Raw genomic sequence first — 19,514 nt, 5'->3', positions numbered from 1 at the left:
GGCGCAAGGATGCCTTTGATCACGAGCTTGCCCGGCCAGCGTCGGCGCATCAGCGCCAGATGCGTCCAGGAGAGCCCGTCACGTGCGCCGAGCGCTCGTTCGACGGTGCGGGACAGGATCGCCGGGCCCCGGAACGCATCCATGTTTTCAAAGCGCGGCATGCCCTGCAGCAACGTCCGCCCGAAGGTCCCCAGCGACCAGCGCATATGGCTCATGCCGTCCAGCAGCAGCCGAAAACTGGGCTTGAGCGGCATCGAGAACCCGGTCCTGGCGTTATTCTCGCGGTTGGCGGAGACGGGAACATCCACCGTCAGCACCAGGGTCTCAAAGCCCGCTGCCGCCACGCGGGCGAGCATGGCCTCGATCCGCTCCGGCTCGCCGGGCAGATAGGTCTGGAACCAGCGCGCGCCGCCTTCCGCGCTCAGGCGCTCCAACGGCATGAGCGAGGTTGCGCTCGCCACCATCAAAGCCTGCTCGTCCCGGGCCGCCTGCGCCAGCACAAGGTCCCCCTGGAACGTCGAGAGCCCGGAAATGCCCATCGGGGCGATGCCGACGGGCAGGCTGTAGCTGCTGCCGAACAATGTCTTCGCCGTCGAGCGGGCGCGTGTGTCCACCAGCACGCGCGGCAGCAGCGCGAAGCGCTGATACGCGTCCCGGCTGGCCCTGAAAGCGGCGCCCGTCTCCGCCGCGCCGGCATAATAGCCATAGATCTGGCGCGGCAGCCGCCGGCGCGCGACCGGTTCGAAATCGTCCAAACACAGATAGCGGCGCAGCGAACGCGCGACCTGCGGCGCGGCACGCGCCTCCGTCTTCACGCCGCGTTCCGCAACCGTTTTCGCCGAAGACGCGCTCATGGCTTGTCTCCCATCGCCGCGCGCAGCCGCAGCAGGGCGCCCAGCCCCTGGTCGCGTTGGCGCGCCGGCTCATCCATCCGCAAAGCGCGCAATTCGTCTTCGACGCCGGCGATCAATTGCTCGCGCAAGGCAGGCGTCAGCGGCGAGGTCCGCAGCGTGGCCCATCGGGCTTCCTGGGACGGGCCGAGATGTTCGAGATAATGCCGGTACCCGCCCTCCCCGCCGCCCAGATGATAGAGAAGATGCGGCCCCATGAAGGCCCACCGCAGCCCCGGCCCCTGGCAGATCGCCGCGTCGACATCCTCCACCGTGGCCACGCCGGAAGCGACGAGATCGACCGCCTCGCGGTACAAAGCCGCGGTCATCCGGTTGGCCACAAACCCGGCCTGCTCGCGCCGCACATGAATCGGATGCTTGCCGATCGCGGCAAAGAATTTCATCGCCCGTTCAACGGACCCCGCATTGGTCAGCCGGCCGGGTACGATTTCGACCAAGGGAATGAGCGACGGCGGATTGAACGGATGAGCCCCCAGCACGCGGCCGGGATGCGCCGCCTGGCTCTGGTAATCGCTCGGCAGCAAAGAAGAGCTGCTGCTGGCGATGATCACCTCCGGCGCGGTCATTGCGTCGATCTCCGCGATCAGCGCCGTCTTCGCCGCCACGCTTTCCGGCCCGTTCTCCATGATGAACTGCACGCGTCCACAAACCTCGCGCAGCGGCGCGAAAGCCACCGCGGACGGCGCGCCGGCGATGCGCACCAGCCCCGCCTGCTCCATAGCCGGCCATATATCCGCGACGGTGGCGGCAAGGCGCGCAGCCGCGCGCGGGTCGGGATCGAACGCCGAAACCGCAAAACCCTGCGCCAGAAAATACGCGGCCCAATGCGCGCCGATCAGCCCCGCGCCGACGATGCCGATATGTTCAATCTTGTTGCTGCCAGTGTCCATGTGCCCGGCCCCTCCCATTATATTTGGCGGCAGTTTTGGGCATCCCGTCTGACTTATCAAGGGAGGCGGCGTTAAGAGGAAGAAAGCAGCCGCTTTTTGAAAAAAGCGGCGCAAAAACTTTTTTGACGCTGGGCCCGAGGCGTTGAAACCACCACGGCCCAAATTAACAAAGTTTTTTTGCTACTTTTTGTTCACAAAAAGTAGCGCTTCCTTGCCTGCCTTCCTGTCTCTTACGCCAGCGGGTTCACGCCGATCAGCCATCGATGCAGCCAGATCGCGAAGGCGATCCAAACGACCACGCCCACCGTAATGGCGGTGATATCCCCTTGCCGCGAGCCCGGGGGGTAAACCGTCCCATCGCGGCGGTCACGGAGGCTGGAGACCACGAAATCCACGAGCGCCCAGACCAGAAAGGCGCCGAACAGCACCACGTCGCTCAGCGTGCCGACGGCGAGCAGATGGCCGAAGGCCCAGATCGCCACGCCCGCCAGCATCGGGTGGCCGATCCGCGCCTTGATGCGGTTACCCGGCGTGTAGGCCGCGGCCACCAGGACGGAGGCAATCAGCGTCCAAAGTATGTTGAGATGGCGGAGCCAATCGGACGGCGCGTAGATCAATACCGGCGTCACCCGCGCTTCCCCGAAGCCGACGATGATCATGACGAACCCCACCAAGGACACCAGCGCGAAACGCCCCTTCCAGCCCGCCGCGCCGAAATGCAGAATCTGGCGCCGCCGCCAGTCTTCCGCAAAAATCCCGAGCGAGTGGACGCCGAGAAAGATGATCAAACCCAAAATCAGCAAAAGCATGATGGCGCCGCAACTCCCCGGCCATATTCATTTCGTTTTCGCTTGTATCTGAGTTGCGGCAGAGGAGCAAAACGCGCTTCACCCCGCCTGCCGGGTCGGGATTTCACGTCGGGGCAAAAATATTTCGTCCCTGGCAGGCAGGACCGCGGCTTCGATGTCACTGAGGCGGGCGCCGGAAATGGTTTCATGGGCGAGCAGCTCCGCGGCGCCGTCACGCAGGAGCGCCAAATTCTGCTTCAGGATCGCGCGGGCCCGGCCATAGGCATCGTCGAGCAGATCGTGAATCGCCATGTCGATGGCAGCCGCCGTCTGTTCGCTGTACCGCCGTGGCCGGTAATCCATCATGCCACCCGACGTCAGTATGGGAGAAGGCTCGGTTTCGTACGTGACCTGGCCGAGCTTCTCATCCATGCCGTAGCGGACCACCATGCTGCGGGCGATTTCCGTGGCGCGCGCCAGATCGTCGGCCGCGCCCGTGGAAATATCCGCAAACACCAGGGACTCCGCGGCCCGGCCGCCGAGCAGAACGGTCAAGCGGTTGATCAGCTCACCGCGCTCCATGAGGAAACGGTCGGTCAGCGGGCGCTGGATGGTGTAGCCGAGCGCGGCGATACCATGCGGGATGATCGATATTTTTTGCACCTTGTCGACATCCGGTAGGGCCATGGCGGTGATGGCGTGCCCCATTTCATGATAGGCGACGGCATTGCGCTCCTTCGGCGCCAGCAGGCGGCTACGCTTTTCCAGGCCGGCGACGATGCGCTCCAAAGCTTGGTTGAAATCTTCGAGCGTGACGGCATCGGCGCGCCGGCGGGTGGCGAGCAAGGCCGCCTCGTTCACCAGGTTGGCAAGGTCGGCGCCGGTGAAGCCCGGGGTCATGGCGGCGACATCCTCGAGCGAGACATCGGGCGCGAGGCGCACTTTGCGGATATGCAGCCGCAAAATATCGGCCCGGCCGCTGCGGTCCGGCCGGTCGACCAGCACCTGGCGGTCGAACCGGCCGGCGCGCAGCAAGGCGGGGTCGAGAATCTCCGGACGGTTGGTGGCCGCCAGCAGCACCACGCCGCTGGAGGGATCGAACCCGTCCATTTCCGCCAGAAGCTGGTTGAGCGTCTGCTCCTTCTCGTCATTACTGCCGGGGATGGCGGCATTGCGGGCGCGGCCGAGGGAATCCAGCTCGTCGATGAAAATGATCGCGGGTGCGCGGCGGCGCGCCTGTTCGAAGAGATCGCGCACGCGGGCGGCGCCGACGCCGACGAAAAGCTCGACGAATTCCGAACCGGAGATGGAGAAGAACGGCACCCCCGCCTCGCCGGCAACGGCCCGCGCGAGCAGGGTCTTTCCGGTTCCGGGCGGGCCGACCAGCAGCACGCCTTTCGGAATATGCGCGCCAAGCCGGCCGTAATCGGCCGGCGCTTTCAGAAACTCCACAACCTCCTCGAGCTCGGCTTTGGCCTCGTCCACGCCGGCGACATCGGCAAAGCGAACAGGCACGTCATCTTCCGCATAAACCCGGGCACGGCTCTTGCTGATGGACAGAATCCCGCTTGCGCCCCCCAGCCGGCCGCCCGAAACAAAATAGAAAACGGCGCTGAAGAGCAAAATCGGCAACAACCAGCCGAGCAGCGCGACCAAGGGGCCGGAGGCCGGCTGGCCGGTGAAGGTGATTTTGCTCTTCTCCAGCATAGCGGCCAGCGCCGGGTCCACCCGGTCGGTGACGAACCGATCCGATTGCCCGGGGCTGGGATGTTTCAATGTGCCGCTGATCGTGTTGGGGCTGACGACGAGATTTTCCACCTCGTTGGCGGCGAGCAGCGACTGGAACTGGCTGTAGGGGATCTCGGTAGACGGAGGCGAAAAAAACAGCGGGAGCAGGCCGAGCAGCAACAACAATGAAACCATGACGCCGAATACCGTCAGAGCGGTTTTGACGTTCGACGGCGGGTTGTCGCGCGGCTCGGCCATGGCACGCGCGCGTCAGCCGCGCCGGCCTCGGCGCGGCTCATCAACCCTGACGCGCCGCGGCGCGACCGCCCGGGCCGGGCGCATCGCCACACAGAGGAGTAAGGCGAGAAACGTCACCAGAAACAGCATCATGTTTTTAATCCTTCCCTCACAATGAGCTATGGGCGAACATTACGCGTCGGCGCAGATACCCAGGGGCTGAGATGGGCGGCGAGCTGATCGTCCACCGTCTTCACCAGATCCTTGTTGACCGTGCCGCGAAGGGTGGTTTTCACGGCGCCGCTGAGCGCGCTTTCGATCGCCGCGGCCGTGTCGGGCAAGGCGACGATGAGCAAAGCGTCAAAGGCGCCCTTGCCTTCCATGCCGTTCAGCTGCTGGGCGACGAACCGGGCAAATTGCGCTTTTTCCAATTCGTGGAGATCGTGCCGCGGGGTGAACGCATGATGCGCCGTTGCATCGCTATGGAACGAGGCTCCGGGCGCATCCGTGCCCAGATCGCCTGACCGCTTATGGGCGGCGATCGAATCGAATGTCTGCTCCGTTCTCAACACGCCATGGGCATCACGGCGAACCAGGCGGGCATGTTCGCCATCGGCCAGCATAATCACCAGATTTGACCGCTTCGGCATTGTTTGCCTCCTCATCGCGCCTGCAAGAACCTGCATCCTCGTATTTCAGCTCTAAGTCCGCCCGGGCGGCGCCGATATGACGCAGGTCAAACCCGGGCGCGCGAAATGATCCGCCTGCCGATGGGCGTCACTTTGCGTCATATCAAGGAAGCCGCCCTGTCCTGCCTCTACGGTCCGCTCATGCAGAGGACGTTTTGGCAAACATGATGCAAAGTGCGGCGATCCGGGCCTTGGCCGGGCAGAGGGCGTAGGCCATGGATGAAATCCACCCCACGGAACCGCGCGACCGTCCCGCCGCTACGCCGGCGGCCGCTCGCCCTTTCCTGGCGCCGCAACGCCGGCGCAGATTGCTTCTGCCCGCGCTGCTCGCGCTGGCGGCGGTAGCGGTCTTGGCCCTCTGGTTCTGGCCCGGCGCCCGCGATGCCGTGTTCGGCCCCCGGCCGGTGGCCGGCGTGTTGACCGCCTCGGGCAACATCGAGGCGCATGAGAGCCTGTTGAGCTTTACCCAGGTGCAGGCGCCGATCGTCTTCCTGCCCTTCGACGAAGGCGCAACAGTCGCCGCCGGAACAATCTTGGCGCGGGTCGATGACCGGCTCTACCGGCAGCAGGTGCAGATCGACTCCAGCAATCTGCAAGTGCAGATGGCGCAGGTGACGCAGAGCGAGAACAATCTCACCGCAGCGCAGAGCAATGTTGCGAGCGACCGTTACGATCTCGCGCAGAAGCAGAGCGATGCCGCGCGGGCGGCGCGGCTGGCGCAAAGCAACGCGGTCTCCGTGCAGGAGCGAGACCGGGCGGAGACCGCCGCCCGCCAATCCGCCGCCTTGCTGTCGCATGACCAGGCAATGGTGCTGGCCGGGCAGGCGGCCGTCGGCCTGGCCGAGGCCAATGTGGCGGCGTTGCGCGAGCGGCTGCTCCTGGATCAGATCACGCTCGGCTACACCGTGCTGCGTGCCCCCTTTGCCGGGGTGATCGCGGTCCGGCAGGCGGAGCTGGGCGAACTCGCCGGGCCGGGCGTGCCGATCTTCAGCCTCGACGATCTCGATCATGTCTGGCTGCGCGCCTATGTGAACGGGCCGGACCTGGGCAAGGTGCGGTTCGGCCAGGCCGTAGACGTGACCACCGACACCTATCCCGGCCATGTCTATCACGGCCGCATCAGCTTCATTTCACCGCAAGCGGAATTCACGCCGAAAACCGTGCAGACCTTCGCGGAACGGGTGACGCTGGTGTACCGGATCCGCATCGATATCGACAATCCGAGCCATGAGCTGCTGCCGGGCATGCCCGCGGATGCGACGATCCGGCTGCTCGGGCCGGCCAAGCCATGAGCGACGACATCGCGATCTTCGCCGCGGGGCTGAGCCGGCGGTTCGGCACGGTGTGTGCCGTGCGGGAGGTCAGTCTCAGCGTGCGGCGCGGCGAAATTTTCGGCCTGGTCGGGCCGGATGGCGCCGGCAAAAGCACGATGATGCGGATGCTGGCCGGCGTGCTGCCGCCGGATACCGGGCGCATCATCATCGCCGGCGTCGATGTGGTGGCCGATCCCGAAGCGGCGAAAGAGAAACTCAGCTACATGCCGCAACGTTTCGGCCTGTACGAAGACCTGACGGTCGCCGAGAATATTTTTTTCTATGCCGAAATGTTCGGCGTGCCGCGCGCCCTCAGGCGGCGGCGCGAGGGTGAATTATTGGCGGCGGCCAATCTCGGCGCGTTCCGCGCGCGCCTGGCCGGCCGGCTCTCGGGCGGGATGAAGCAGAAGCTCGGCCTGGTGTGCGCGCTGATCCACACGCCCGAGGTGCTGCTGCTGGACGAGCCGACCACCGGCGTCGATCCGGTCTCGCGCCGCGATTTCTGGGCGATCCTGTATGGCCTGCGCGACAGCGGCGTCACCACGCTGCTCTCCACCGCCTATATGGATGAGGCGGAACGCTGCTCGCGGCTGGCGCTGATGGGGCACGGCGAGATCCGCCGCTGCGACACGCCGGCGCGGCTCAAGCAGATGATGCCGGGCATGATGCTGGCCGTGAGCGCGGCTGACCCGCGCGCGGTAAAGGCGGCGCTCGAGGGCGCGCCGGGCGTGCTCGGCCTGCTGCTGATGGGCGACCGCGTCCATGTGCGGGTGGATGACGCGCCGCGCCGCCTGCCTTGCCTGCAAACCTGGCTGGCCGCGCGCGGCGTCAGCGGCGCGGACATCGCTCCCATCCGGCCGAGCATCGAAGACGTGTTCGTCGCACTGGACACGGAGCCGGCTTCATGAGCGCGATCCTCGCCCGCGGCCTGACCAAGAAATTCGGCGCCTTCATTGCCGTAAATCAGCTCGATCTCGACATCGCCCCGGGCGAGGTGGTGGGCTTCATCGGCCCGAACGGCGCGGGCAAATCCACCACCATCCGGCTGCTCTGCGGCCTGTTGCGGCCGAGCGCCGGCACCGCCAGCGTGGCCGGGTTCGACATCGCCCGCCAGCCCGAGGCGGTGCGCGCGCATATCGGCTATATGTCGCAGAAATTCTCGCTCTATCCCGACCTCACCGTGCGGGAAAATCTGCGCTTCTTTGCCGGGCTGTATCGCGTGCCGGCGTCCGAGTTCGAAACACGCAGCGCATTCGCCATCGACATGGCCGGGCTGGCGGGCCGCGAGGAGGCGCTGGTGCGCACGCTGGCCGGGGGCTGGAAGCAGCGCCTCGCTTTGGGGTGCGCGATCCTGCACCGGCCGCCGGTGCTGTTCCTCGACGAGCCGACCTCGGGCGTGGAGCCGCAGGCAAGGCGGCGCTTCTGGGACCTGATCCAGGCCCAGGCGGCAGACGGCGTCACCATCCTGGTCTCGACGCATTACATGGACGAGGCGGAGTATTGTAACCGCATCGCGCTGATCGATGCGGGGCATCTGGTCGCGATGGGCAGCCCCGGCACGCTGCGCGGCCGCCATCTGGGCGGGGCGCTGTTCGAGCTGGAGGGCACGCCTCTGGGCGCCGCTTTGGCCGCCTTGCGCCAGATGCCGGGCGTGATCGACGCCACGGTCTTCGGCGACGGGCTGCATGTGCTGCTGCACGACGCGCAGGACGCCCCTGCCTTGCCGGAAAAACTGCGCGCGCAAAACATCACCGCCACCGCGCCACGGCCGATCATGCCCAGCCTCGAGGACGTGTTCGTGCAGCTGGTCTCGCACCGCGCGGCGTCGTCATGAAACTGCGCCGGCTCTCCGCCATCGCCTACAAGGAAACGCTGCAGGTCTGGCGCGACCCGCGCAGCCTCGCCGTGGCGCTGCTGATGCCGGCGATGCAGATGGTGCTGCTCGGCTACGGCGTCAGCCTCGATATCCGGCACGTGCCGCTTTGCGTCTATGACCAGGAGCAGAGCCAGATCAGCCGCGCGTTGGTCGCCGATTTCACCGACGGCGGCTGGTTCGATGTCGTCTCCCGCCTGCCCGACGAACCCGCCTTGCGCGCCGCCATGGATCGCGGCACCTGCGCCGGCGCGTTGACGATTCCTGTGGATTTCACCCGCGTGTTGACGAGCACCGGGGCCGCGAATGTGCAAATTGTGTTCGACGGGACGGACGCCAACACCACCAACATCGCCACCGGCTATGCGCAGGCCATCATCGCCCAGGCGAGCGCGGATTTCCAGTCACGCTGGGGCCAGGCGCACGCACTGCCGGCGCCGACGCGCGGCGTGGTCGACCTGGAGCCGCGCGTCTGGTTCAACGAAGGGCTGGACAGCCGCAATTTCATCGTGCCCGGCGTGGTGGCGGTGATCCTGGCGCTGGTCGGCTCGCAGCTCACCTCCCTCACCGTGGCGCGCGAATGGGAGCGCGGCACGATGGAGCAGCTGATCTCCACGCCGGTGACCGCACTGGAAATGATGTTCGGCAAGCTCGCGCCGTATTTTCTCATCGGCATGCTCGACGCCGCCTTCTGCCTCGCCGCGACCGTCTTTTGGTTTCATGTGCCCTTCCGCGGCAACCTGCTGGCCCTGACCGTCACCACCGGCCTGTTCGCACTGGTCGTGCTCGGCATCGGCTATCTGCTCTCGGTGCGCATCCATAACCAGGTGGGGGCAAGCCAGGTGGCGCTGCTGGTCACTCTGCTGCCGACCACCATGCTCTCCGGCTACACGTTTCCGCTCGACCAGATGCCGCTGGCGGTGCAGGCCATCAGCCTGATCGTGTTCGCGCGCTATTACGTGACGATCTTGCGCGCCGTGTTCCTGAAAGGCAGCCCGCTCGCCTGGCTGGCGGCGCCGGTCTTCGCGCTCGTCGTCACCGCCTGCATCATCATCTGGCTGGCGGCGCGCGCCTTCCGCAAGCGGCTGGATTGAGGCTGATGGTTTACGATCGATCATATGCAGGAAAGCGGAAGGAAGCGCTTCTTTTTGTGAACAAAAAGAAGCAAAAAAACTTTTTTATGCTGGGCCGCGGGCATTGGCGCTGACAACGCCCATGCCCCAGCATAATAAGAGTTTTTGCGCCGCTTTTTTTAAAAAGCGGCCACTTTCTTCAATTGTCAGCCTGAGGCCTTAACATGTGGCAGCGCATCCAGGTCATGCTGATGAAGGAGTTTCTGGAACTCAGGCGCGACCCCTGGGCGATGTTCCGCCTGGTGATGCCGCTGGTGGTGCAGGTGCTCATCTACGGCTATGCCGCGACCTTCACGGTGAACCATGTCTCGACCGTGGTGCTGGATCTCGACCACAGCCAGGCCAGCCGCACGCTGATCTCGTATTTCACCGGCAATGGGCGGTTCGACCTCGTGGATATCGCCGCCACCCAGGCACAGGTGACGCGTGACATCGACCGTGGCAACGCGGTCGCGGCCATCATCATCCATGCCGGCTTCGCGCAGCATCTGAATAACGGCGAGACCGCGCCGCTGGCGGTGGCGGTCGATGGCACGAACTCCAACACCGCCTTGATCGCGCTCGGCTATATCAGCCAGATCGTCGCGCAATATCAGGCCGACATGGCGCCCTCTCCCCCGGTTTCCGGCGCCGCGCCCGGCAGCCTCGCCATCACCTTACAGCCCCGCCCCTGGTTCAATCCCGGGTTGGAGGACCGCTGGTTCTTCATTCCCGGCGTCATCGGCACGCTGACCCTGATCCAGGTGGTAAGCCTCACCGCCTTCGCGATCGTGCGCGAGCGCGAATTGGGCACGCTGGAACAGATCATGGTCAGCCCGATTACCCCGCTGGAGTTCATTCTCGGCAAGACCGTGCCGTATTTCATCATCGGCTGCTTCGATGTCGCGCTGATCACGGTACTCGGCGTGCTGTGGTTCCACATCCCCTTCGTCAGCAGCCCCCTGGTGCTGCTGCTTGGCACATTCCTGTTCCTCATCGCCGCCATCGGCTTCGGGCTGCTGCTCTCCACCGTGTCCAAGACGCAGCAACAGGCCTTCGCGCTCAATTTCTTTCTCGTGTTCCCGCTGTTCATCCTCTCCGGCTTCGCCTTCCCCATCGCCGCCATGCCGAAAATCATGCAATGGTGCACGCTGGTGAACCCGCTGCGCTATTTTCTCATCGTGATCCGCGCGGTGTTTTTGAAAGGCGTCGGCGTAGGCGTGCTGTGGCCGTCGCTCACGGCGCTGGCGCTGCTCGGCGCCGCCATGCTGGGGGTGAGCGTTTTGCGCTTCCGCAAGTCGTTGGATTAGGGGTAGAAAGCACTACTTTTTGTGAACAAAAAGTAGCAAAAAAACTTTATGACTCTGGGCCATGAGCATTGTCCGCGACAACGCCCATGGCCCCGAGTCATAAAAATTTTTGCGCCGCTTTTTTTAAAAAGCGGCTCCTTCCTTTCCCTTGCCTTTCTACACCTTCAACACCGCCGCCCCTGAGAAAGCCCCGGCGCGCAAATCGGCCAGCGCCTGGTTGGCGTCGCGCAAGGCATAAGGCCGCACATGCGTGACGATCTTGTGGTGTGCCGCCGCGCGCAGGAAATCCAACCCGTCCTGGCGGGTAAGGTTTGCCACTGAGCGGAGCTGGCGTTCCTCCCACAGCAGACGGTAAGGGAACGCGGGAATGTCGCTCATATGGATGCCGGCGCAGACCACGATTCCGCCCTTGCGGACGGCGCTGAGCGCCGCCGGCACCAGCGCCCCGACGCTGGCGAAAATGATCGCGGCATCGAGCGGTTCCGGCGCCGCCTGGTCGGACCCGCCGGCCCAGCACGCCCCCAGGCTCCTGGCAAACTCCTGGGCGGCCTCGTCTCCCGGCCGGGTGAAAGCGAACACCGAGCGTCCCTGCGCGCGGGCGAGCTGGGCGATGATATGCGCGGCGGCGCCGAAGCCATACAGGCCGAGGCGCCTTCCCTCGCCCGCGGCGCTGAGCGCGCGCCAGCCGATCAACCCCGCGCACAACAACGGCGCCAACGCCGCATCCTCGCCCGCCTCCCCTAAGGGAAACACATAGCGCGCATCGGCGATGGCGGCGGTGGCGTAACCGCCATCGCGCGTGGCGCCGGTGAATTCCGGATGGTCGCACAGATTCTCCCGGCCGCTACGGCAATAAAAACAATTGCCGCATGTATGCCCGAGCCAGGGAATGCCGACCCGCTGCCCCTCCTCCAGCCCGGTCACGCCGCGCCCCAGCCGGTCGATGCGCCCGACGATTTCATGCCCCGGAATGATCGGGTAACGCTGCGCCGCCAATTCGCCATCCTGCACATGCAGATCCGTCCGGCAGACGCCGCAGGCACAAACGCGGACGCGCACCTCTCCTTGTTGCGGTTCCGGGTCCGGCAATTCCGTCCAGACCAGGCCCGCTCCGGGTCTGGGCAACCGCATGGCATGCATGGCGCGATCTCCGTGGCTTTGTCGGCCAAGCATTCTTAGCCCCGAAAACGTCACGGGCTCTTGATGCCGATCAATGCCCCCCGGACCCGGCCGCGTTTATCCTTGCGGCTCATGTCCAACGGAGAAAATCATGATCACGGACGCACAATTGCAGAAGGACGTTCTCGCTGAGCTTGCCTGGGAGCCGACCGTGGAAGCCGCGCATATCGGCGTCGCCGCGCATGACGGCATCGTCACCCTTTCCGGCCACGTGCAAAATTACATGCAGAAGCTCGCCGCCGAGCGCGCCGCGCGCCGTGTGAAAGGCGTCAAGGGGATCGCCGAGGAGCTCACCATCGAATTGCCGGCTTTGGACCAGCGTTCCGACGAAGACATCGCGCTCAGCATCATCAACGTGTTGCGCTGGCACTGCGCCATTCCGTCGGATGCGGTGCAGGTGAAGGTCGAGCAAGGCTATGTCACGTTGACCGGCAATCTGGACTGGCAATATCAGAAAGATCTTGCCGGCGAAGACGCGCATCATATACGCGGTGTCCGGGGCGTGGCCAATGCGATCGCCGTCAAGCCGCATCTCGCACCAAAAGACATCGAAACGCGGATCAAGGCCGCTTTGCACCGCAATGCGCAGGTCGAGGCGGAAAACATCCATGTCGCGGCCAGCGGCGGCACGGTGACCCTGACCGGCAACGTGAAATCCTGGCACGAACGGTCGGTGGCGGAATCCGCCGCATGGTCGGCGCCGGGCGTCACCCGGGTTCTGGACCAGATCACCCTGGGGCGTTGAGCGCGCTACGCGACGGTTCCCGCATCCGCGCGAACCGTCGTGGCACCAGGAACGTCGAACGGTGCGTTCACGGGCAATTTTGTGCCAGGGAATTAAAGGTGACATTGTTGGTTCCATCTGCATCCGTAACGGTCCCGGACATCATGCAACCGTCTGAGATCAAGGCCAGGTCAAAATTCTTATCCTGATCGTAACTGAAACTCGGTGCCGTTTTGATCGCCGTGACGACCGCATGGTAATGCCCGTTGTTCGGCACATACGGTCCGCTCATCGTTTCCTCGACCGCCGGCTTCTGGTCGCATAGCACGGTCAGCGTTGCATCGATCATGCCGCCGGTCGGCGTACCGACCGCGAGCTGCGCGGGACAATTTCCAACCCAACCATCGGCCTCGCCGCGAAAGCCGGAAACATCCGAGCTGTTCGCATTGGCGCAACTGGCCAGCAACGCCCCCGCCGCCAAGATCGCAACGGTCACGGGAAACAGGAGACGACCGGCCGCCCCGCGCTTCTTCCGGAACAAAAACGACAAACAAGATAAAGCTGCCATGGCGGAGACTCCCTGCGAAATTTATGATGAGGCGTGATCAACCTAAGATCACGACGACAATCGATAAAACAACACGATCTATGACACCATTCCTATTTCTTGTGGGAATATCATGCAATTTCGCGTTGTTGTATAAATAATCAAGCTGATAAATATCACAAATTATACGATGCAAGCAAATTGAAGCTTGACACTTTTTTCAGAAAAGTTTTTTCTTTATTTTGATGTCGCAACCTTAAAAATCCGGACCTTATAATTTCGGTAATGCACTTTGAACAAAACGATTTCGGGACAGGCGCAGCCGCTTCCGAACGAAACCGCTCTGACGCCGTGTTATTGTGGCGCGGAAATGGAACGGGCGTGGTAAAACTCGCGGCTCTATAAGCGACGTTCGATAGTTCCCAACGTCCATTATTTTTCATCAAGCGACGGCCATGGCTTGAATTTCAGGGAATAACCAACCTTGAACGAGCCTTGACGCACGCCAACAACCATACGCGCGTGGCGCGGTGAGGCGATTTCAGCCTCCTCCTGTCAACAGCCAAACGTCGCAAAGATCGGAAAGGATCGTCATGTCTTACGATTGGCAACGCTTCAAAATCTGGCAGGACCTCGCGCCGGAGGTCTTCGAGAACTCGTTATGGCAAGACAAGAATGCGCTCATTCATCCCCACCAGATCAGAAGCACATTGGAAGGCCTGGTGGCGCCAGAGCTGATGACCGAAATCGAAGCGGGCCTCGCCAAAGTCGGCATGTCGCTGCGGGTCAATCCCTACATCGTCTCGCTCATCGATTGGTCGAACGCGGCGCGCGACCCGATCCGGCGCCAGTTCATGCCGATGCTCTCCGAGCTCGAACACGACCATCCCTGCCTGGTCGTCGATTCCCTGGAAGAACAGAGCCACTCACCAACGCTCAGCCTGGTGCATCGGTATCCGGACAAGGTCCTGTTTCTCGTCACCGCCGTCTGCCCGGTCTATTGTCAATATTGCACGCGCAGCTACGCGGTCGGCACGGATACGCCGCTGGTCCAGAAAGAACACGTGACCAGTACGAAGAACTGGCAGGCAGCGCTCGATTATATCCGCGACCATCCGCAAATCGAGGATGTCGTGGTCTCCGGCGGTGACGTGGCAAGATTGAAGGCCGCGCACGTGAAGGAACTCGGCGATGCCCTGCTGCGCATCGAACATGTCCGGCGCCTGCGTTTCGCCACCAAGGCGGTGTCGGTGCAGCCGATGAAATTCCTCACCGACCATGGCTGGGTGGAAGCCCTGCTTGCAGTCATGGACCAGGCCCGCGCGCAGTTCAAGGAAGTCTGCCTCCACACGCATTTCAACCACCCCGCCGAAATCACACCGCTGGTCGAGCGGGTGATGCGCTGCCTGCATGCGCGCGGCGTGCTGGTGCGCAACCAGGCGGTGTTGTTGCGCGGCGTGAACGACGATGCCGAGACCCTGCGCACCCTCATCAAGCGCCTCGGCTGGCTCCATATCCACCCGTATTACGTCTATCTCTGCGACATGGTGAAAGGCACCGAGCATTTCCGCGTGTCGCTCAGGCAGGCCCAGCAACTGGAGAAAGAGGTCCGCGGCGCCACCGCCGGCTTCAATACGCCGCTCTTCATCGTCGATACGCCGGCCGGCAAGCGCGACGTGCACAGCGCCGAGTTTTACATCGAAAAATACGGCATTTCCTCGTTCACCGCGCCGGTCGTCGCCCCCGGCAAGATGTTTGAATATTTCGATCCGGTCCGCTGCCTGCCGCGCGCGGGGCAGGAAGCCTGGCAGCTCCGGTCACGCGCAGACATCATGGCCGAGATCCGATGCGGCGATTTTACCGGCGACGTTCCCTGGTTCCCCATGCCAAACGACGCCAACCGCCTCGCCGCCCTGCCGCTTTCGTCCTAAGCGGAGGCCTCGCCCCCATGAACATTGCGAACATTGCTCATTCCGCGCCACGGCATGCGGCACGCGCCGGGAGGCATTCATGCTGAGTTCCTCGCCGGCATCGGCGGACCGTCCCGGAGACATAAGCGAGGCCGACGCCACAGGCTGTCTGCATGAACTCTTCGAGACCAGCGCCGATGAAGCCGGTGCCGGCCTCGCGCTCATCTGCGGCGCGCGCGAATTCAGCTATGCGTCCGTGGAAGCGCAAGCCAATCGCCTCGCCCGTCATTTGCGCAGCTTCGGCCTCGGCCCCGGCGCCATCGTCGGACTCTGCCTGGAGCGTTCCGAACGGCCGATCATCGCCCTGCTCGCCTGCCTCAAAGCGGGCGCGGCCTATGTGCCGCTCGACCCGACTCATCCCGACGACCGCCTGCGCTATATCCTTGAGCAAGCTGAGGTGAGTCTGCTGATCGGCGAACAGGCGACCCGCGCCCGGATCCGCAGCGTCTTCGGCGGTACGCTGATCGACTGGGATGAAGACGCCGCGGACATCGCGCAACGCAGCGCAACCAGATTGTCGCCGGAAGAGACCGGCGTCACCCCGCTCGATCTCTGCTACGTGCTCTACACTTCGGGAACGACGGGCCGGCCCAAGGGTGTGATGACCGAACATCGCAACGCGCGCCATTTCGTCCAGGCCTTCAACGCCGCCTGCCGCGCCCAAGGCGGGCGCGTCTATCAGGGGTTTTCATTGAGTTTCGACGGCTCGGTCGAAGAAATCTGGATGGCCTTTTCCAATGGCGGCACTCTGGTCGTGGGCGAAAGAGACACGCCGCGCTTCGGCAACGACCTCGCGCAATATCTGGCACGCGCCGGCGTCACCTATTTCTCCACCGTGCCGACCATGCTTTCGACGATGTCGGAGGACATTCCCAGCCTCACGCACCTGGTCGTCAGCGGTGAAGTGTGCCCGCCGGAGCTGGTGGCGCGCTGGGCCCGGCCGGGCCGGCAAATGCACAATGTCTACGGCCCGACCGAAGCGACGGTGAACACCACCGCGAAACTCTGCCGGCCCGGCGAGGCGGTGACGATCGGGCGGCCGCTCGCCGGCTACCGCGCCTGGATCCTCGATGCCGAAATGCGGCCTCTGCCCGCCGGGGAAATGGGCGAACTCTATATCGGCGGTCCGGGTCTCGCGCGCGGCTATCTCGGCCAGCCTGAACTGACCGAACGCCATTTCATCACCGCCCCTTCCTTTGGCAGGCTCTACCGCACCGGCGATCTTGCCGCGCGCAACGCGGACGGCGAAATCGAATTTTTCGGGCGGATCGACGACCAGGTGAAAATCCGCGGCTTTCGCGTCGAATTGTCGGAAATCGCCTCGGTGCTGCTGGAACAGGAGAACATCGCCTCGGCCGCCGTGGTGGCGCACAGCAAGGACGAACTGCCGGTTCTGGCCGCCTATGTGGTCGCCGCTGATCCTGGCCAAAAACTGGCGCGCGGCGCACTGCTGCAAGCCCTTCGTGCGAAATTGCCGCCTTACATGGTGCCCTCCTATCTCGACCGGCTCGACGAACTGCCGATGCTCACCACCGGCAAGGTCGACCGCAAACGGCTGCCGGCACCGGCGCAAAAACTGGTGGACGAGGCCGGCACGCTCACCCCGCCAGCCTCGGAACTGGAAGCCAAAATCGCCGGAATCTGGGCACAAATCTTCAACATGGACGCGGTCGGAACGGACCAGAATTTCTTTCTCGATCTCGGCGGCCATTCCCTGATCGCCGCGCAGACCGTGGCGCGGCTGCGCAGCGTCGACGTGCATGTCGCGGTGCGCGACATCTATGCTTTCCCCGACGTGCGCAAGCTCGCCGCCTATGTGGCGGGGCTGGCACTGCCCGCCGCCGCGGCGCAGGCCGCGCCGGGCGCAGAACGGCCGGCCCTGCGCCCGAAGGCCGGCCTGCGGGTCGCCGCGCTGCAAGCGCTGCTGTTCCTGCTCAGCTGGTACATCTTCGCGACACCGCTCCTGCTGGCCCTGCCCCTGCTCAACGACCTCCTGTGGGAACGCCTCACGGTCCTGGAGGTCATCGGGATGCTCGTGCCCTTCTATCTCTGGCTCACCCCGGTCCTGATGGCCGCGGGAATCGGTGCGAAATGGCTGATCATCGGCCGCTACAAGCCCGGCGCCTATCCGCTCTGGGGCAGCTATTACATGCGCTGGTGGCTGGTGAGCCGGCTGCAGGCCCTGTCCGGCGCCGGCCTGTTCCTCGGCACGCCTTTGATGCCGGTCTATTATCGGCTGATGGGCGCCACGGTCGGAAAAGGCTGCGCGCTCGACTCCGCTTTGGTCTCCGCCTGGGACCTCGTCTCGATCGGCGATGACAGCAGCATCAGCGCCGACACGCAGCTTTACGGCGCCCGGGTCGAGGATGGCTATCTGCTCATCGGCCGCATCGACATCGGCAACAATTGCTTCGTCGGGGCGCATTCCGCCCTCGGCCTGAATGTGCGCATGGGCGACGACTCGCGGCTCGACGCCCAATCCCTGCTGCCGGACGGCACGAACCTCGCCCCAGGGGCGCAGCTTCGCGGTTCGCCGGGGGTCGCCGCCCAGGTCCTGGTGCCCCCCGGCGAGCTCTCCCGCCCCGGCCGGCTGCGCCAGATCGTTTTTGTGTCGCTCGCCTGGCTCGCCGGCAGTCTGCTCGCTTTGGTCGCCATGCTTCCCGCGTTCGTCGTGGCCTTGTTCCTGCTGCTCGCGTTCAGGGCTCACCATCTGCCGGCCGCCATCGGCGTCGTCGCGGTCCTGATGCCCGCGCTGGTGGCGCTCGCCTGCCTGTGGATCGTGCTGCTCAAGGCCCTCATCCTCCGCCGCGCGAAGCCGGGCATCTACCCCCTGTATTCCGTCTATTATCTTCGGTACTGGCTCGCTTACGGGCTGATGCGTGCAACCCGCTTCGCTTTGCTGCCGGTCTTCACCACCCTCTATCTGCCGCCCTGGATGCGTCTGCTGGGCGCGCGGATCGGCAAATATGCCGAAATGTCCACGATCTGGAGCTTCATGCCGGAACTGCTCCAGGCCGGCGACTCCGCCTTTTTCGCCGACGGCAGCATGTTCGGCGGCAAACGCGTGTATGGCGGCCGGTTCGAAATCCGCATCAACCATGTCGGACATCGCAGCTTCATCGGCAACGGCGCCATCCTGCCGACCGGTGGCGGCCTTGGCGATCATTGCCTGCTGGGCGTGCTGTCCGCGCCCCCGGTGCCCGGCGAGACCACCCCGAACGGCACCGACTGGCTGGGCTCGCCCGCCTTCCCGCTGCCCAACCGGCAAAAAGTCGGCGGCTTCAGCGAAGAGGCCACCTATCGCCCCACCCGAAAGCTCTATGCCCAGCGCGCCCTCGTCGATGCGCTGCGCATCCTCATCCCGGCCTATACCGTTTTCGCCCTGGGGACCGGCCTGCTGATCGCCTCGCTCTATCTCTACAATGCCGCCGGCCTGTGGCGCACGTTCCTGGCGACGCTGCCGCTCGGCCTTCTGGCCGCCGCCAGCGCGGTCGCGGTCGTGGTCGGGCTGAAATGGGCGGTGATGGGCCGCTTCAGGCCAGTGATCGTCCCGCTCTGGTCGCCCTATGTCTGGTTCAACGAAATGGTCAATGGCGCGTATGAATCGCTCATGGCGCCGGTGGTCGCGATGTTTCACGGCACGCCGTTTGCCGCGCCGCTGCTCCGCCTGCTCGGCTGCAAAATCGGCCGCCATTGCTACATCGCCGCCAGCCTCATGTCGGAATTCGACCTGGTGGAAATCGGCGACCATGTCGCGCTCAATACCGGTTCGGTCATGCAGACCCATCTGTTCGAGGACCGCATCATGAAATCTTCCTATCTGCGGATCGAACAAGGGTGCTCGGTCGGCAATATGAGCGTGGTGCTGTACGACACGCGCATGGAGGAACAAGCCCGACTCGGGCCGATGTCCCTGCTGATGAAAGGCGAAATCATGCCCGCCGGCAGAAGCTGGCACGGCATTCCGACCGTGCGCGCGAAGTAAGAAAGAAAGCAGGCGCTTTTTGAAAAAAGCGCCGCAAAAACTTTTGTTACGCTGGGCTATGGGCGGTGTCGGCGACACAGCCCATAGCCCAAAGTAAACAAAGTTTTTTTGCTACTTTTTGTTCACAAAAAGTAGCGCTTCCTTTTCTTGCTTGCCTACGTGAGGGAGGGGTCTGCGCTCGGCGGGATTCGAACCCACGGCCCCAGGATTCGTACCGCTATGGCTTTCGCCACCGCCTTGCGGCGTTTGCAGTCTGGA

At 64.2% G+C, this 19,514-nt stretch carries 15 protein-coding genes; 8 read left to right on the top strand and 7 right to left on the bottom strand.

From position 1 onward, the window contains the following. The 5 genes from VNC39_RS06155 to VNC39_RS06135 form a co-directional block, all read right to left on the bottom strand. A partial coding sequence (locus VNC39_RS06155) for an alpha-hydroxy acid oxidase (RefSeq protein ID WP_325397233.1) occupies window positions 1–854 on the bottom strand: 854 nt, incomplete at its 3' end. Beyond that, entirely contained in the window at window positions 851–1,801 is a 951-nt protein-coding gene (locus VNC39_RS06150; RefSeq protein ID WP_325397231.1) for a 3-hydroxyacyl-CoA dehydrogenase NAD-binding domain-containing protein, read from the bottom strand. The genes VNC39_RS06150 and VNC39_RS06155, both read right to left, overlap by 4 nt. A gap of 230 nt (window positions 1,802–2,031) precedes the next feature. Continuing rightward, a complete protein-coding gene (locus VNC39_RS06145; protein WP_325397229.1) occupies window positions 2,032–2,610 on the bottom strand; it encodes an NnrU family protein in 579 nt (192 codons plus the stop codon). Between the two features lie 78 nt (window positions 2,611–2,688). Then, complete coding sequence (gene ftsH / locus VNC39_RS06140) at window positions 2,689–4,512, bottom strand: ATP-dependent zinc metalloprotease FtsH (protein WP_325397241.1); 1,824 nt, start codon at window positions 4,510–4,512, stop codon at window positions 2,689–2,691. A gap of 221 nt (window positions 4,513–4,733) precedes the next feature. Then, the gene (locus VNC39_RS06135; RefSeq protein WP_325397227.1) at window positions 4,734–5,204 is read right to left on the bottom strand and encodes a host attachment protein; all 471 of its coding nucleotides are present in this window, start codon (window positions 5,202–5,204) and stop codon (window positions 4,734–4,736) included. Window positions 5,205–5,458: 254 nt separating this feature from the next. Between VNC39_RS06135 and VNC39_RS06130 the strand changes: the two genes are divergently transcribed. The 5 genes from VNC39_RS06130 (at window position 5,459) to VNC39_RS06110 (ending at window position 10,851) form a co-directional block, all read left to right on the top strand. Next, on the top strand, window positions 5,459–6,535 hold the full coding sequence (locus VNC39_RS06130; protein WP_325397225.1) for an HlyD family secretion protein: 1,077 nt from the start codon (window positions 5,459–5,461) through the stop codon (window positions 6,533–6,535). Further along, on the top strand, window positions 6,532–7,464 hold the full coding sequence (locus tag VNC39_RS06125; protein WP_325397223.1) for an ABC transporter ATP-binding protein: 933 nt from the start codon (window positions 6,532–6,534) through the stop codon (window positions 7,462–7,464). The genes VNC39_RS06130 and VNC39_RS06125 overlap by 4 nt, the downstream gene beginning before the upstream one ends. Continuing rightward, a complete protein-coding gene (locus tag VNC39_RS06120; RefSeq protein ID WP_325397221.1) occupies window positions 7,461–8,390 on the top strand; it encodes an ABC transporter ATP-binding protein in 930 nt (309 codons plus the stop codon). The genes VNC39_RS06125 and VNC39_RS06120 overlap by 4 nt, the downstream gene beginning before the upstream one ends. After that, entirely contained in the window at window positions 8,387–9,523 is a 1,137-nt protein-coding gene (locus tag VNC39_RS06115) for an ABC transporter permease (protein ID WP_325397219.1), read from the top strand. Before VNC39_RS06120 ends, VNC39_RS06115 begins: the two co-directional genes overlap by 4 nt. Window positions 9,524–9,726: 203 nt before the next feature. After that, window positions 9,727–10,851, top strand: a complete 1,125-nt coding sequence (locus tag VNC39_RS06110) for an ABC transporter permease (protein WP_325397217.1) — start codon at window positions 9,727–9,729, stop codon at window positions 10,849–10,851. Window positions 10,852–11,007: 156 nt separating this feature from the next. Here VNC39_RS06110 and VNC39_RS06105 read toward each other — a convergent pair whose 3' ends face one another. Continuing rightward, window positions 11,008–11,991, bottom strand: coding sequence for a zinc-dependent alcohol dehydrogenase family protein (locus VNC39_RS06105; protein WP_325397215.1), 984 nt, complete (start codon window positions 11,989–11,991; stop codon window positions 11,008–11,010). 130 nt (window positions 11,992–12,121) lie between these two features. Here VNC39_RS06105 and VNC39_RS06100 point away from each other — a divergent pair, with 130 nt between their 5' ends. Next, on the top strand, window positions 12,122–12,775 hold the full coding sequence (locus tag VNC39_RS06100; RefSeq protein WP_325397213.1) for a BON domain-containing protein: 654 nt from the start codon (window positions 12,122–12,124) through the stop codon (window positions 12,773–12,775). A 67-nt stretch (window positions 12,776–12,842) separates the two neighbouring features. Here VNC39_RS06100 and VNC39_RS06095 read toward each other — a convergent pair whose 3' ends face one another. Further along, window positions 12,843–13,322, bottom strand: coding sequence for a hypothetical protein (locus tag VNC39_RS06095; protein ID WP_325397211.1), 480 nt, complete (start codon window positions 13,320–13,322; stop codon window positions 12,843–12,845). 572 nt (window positions 13,323–13,894) lie between these two features. Between VNC39_RS06095 and VNC39_RS06090 the strand changes: the two genes are divergently transcribed. Then, complete coding sequence (locus tag VNC39_RS06090) at window positions 13,895–15,232, top strand: KamA family radical SAM protein (protein WP_325397209.1); 1,338 nt, start codon at window positions 13,895–13,897, stop codon at window positions 15,230–15,232. A gap of 79 nt (window positions 15,233–15,311) precedes the next feature. Continuing rightward, a complete protein-coding gene (locus VNC39_RS06085; RefSeq protein ID WP_325397207.1) occupies window positions 15,312–19,256 on the top strand; it encodes a Pls/PosA family non-ribosomal peptide synthetase in 3,945 nt (1,314 codons plus the stop codon). The last annotated feature ends 258 nt before the right edge of the window (window positions 19,257–19,514 follow it).

The sequence above is a fragment of the Acidocella sp. genome (assembly GCF_035535915.1).
GTDB lineage: Bacteria > Pseudomonadota > Alphaproteobacteria > Acetobacterales > Acetobacteraceae > Acidocella.
Note: the sequence above shows the minus strand (reverse complement) of the source record. Positions and strands in the feature narration are given on the sequence as shown.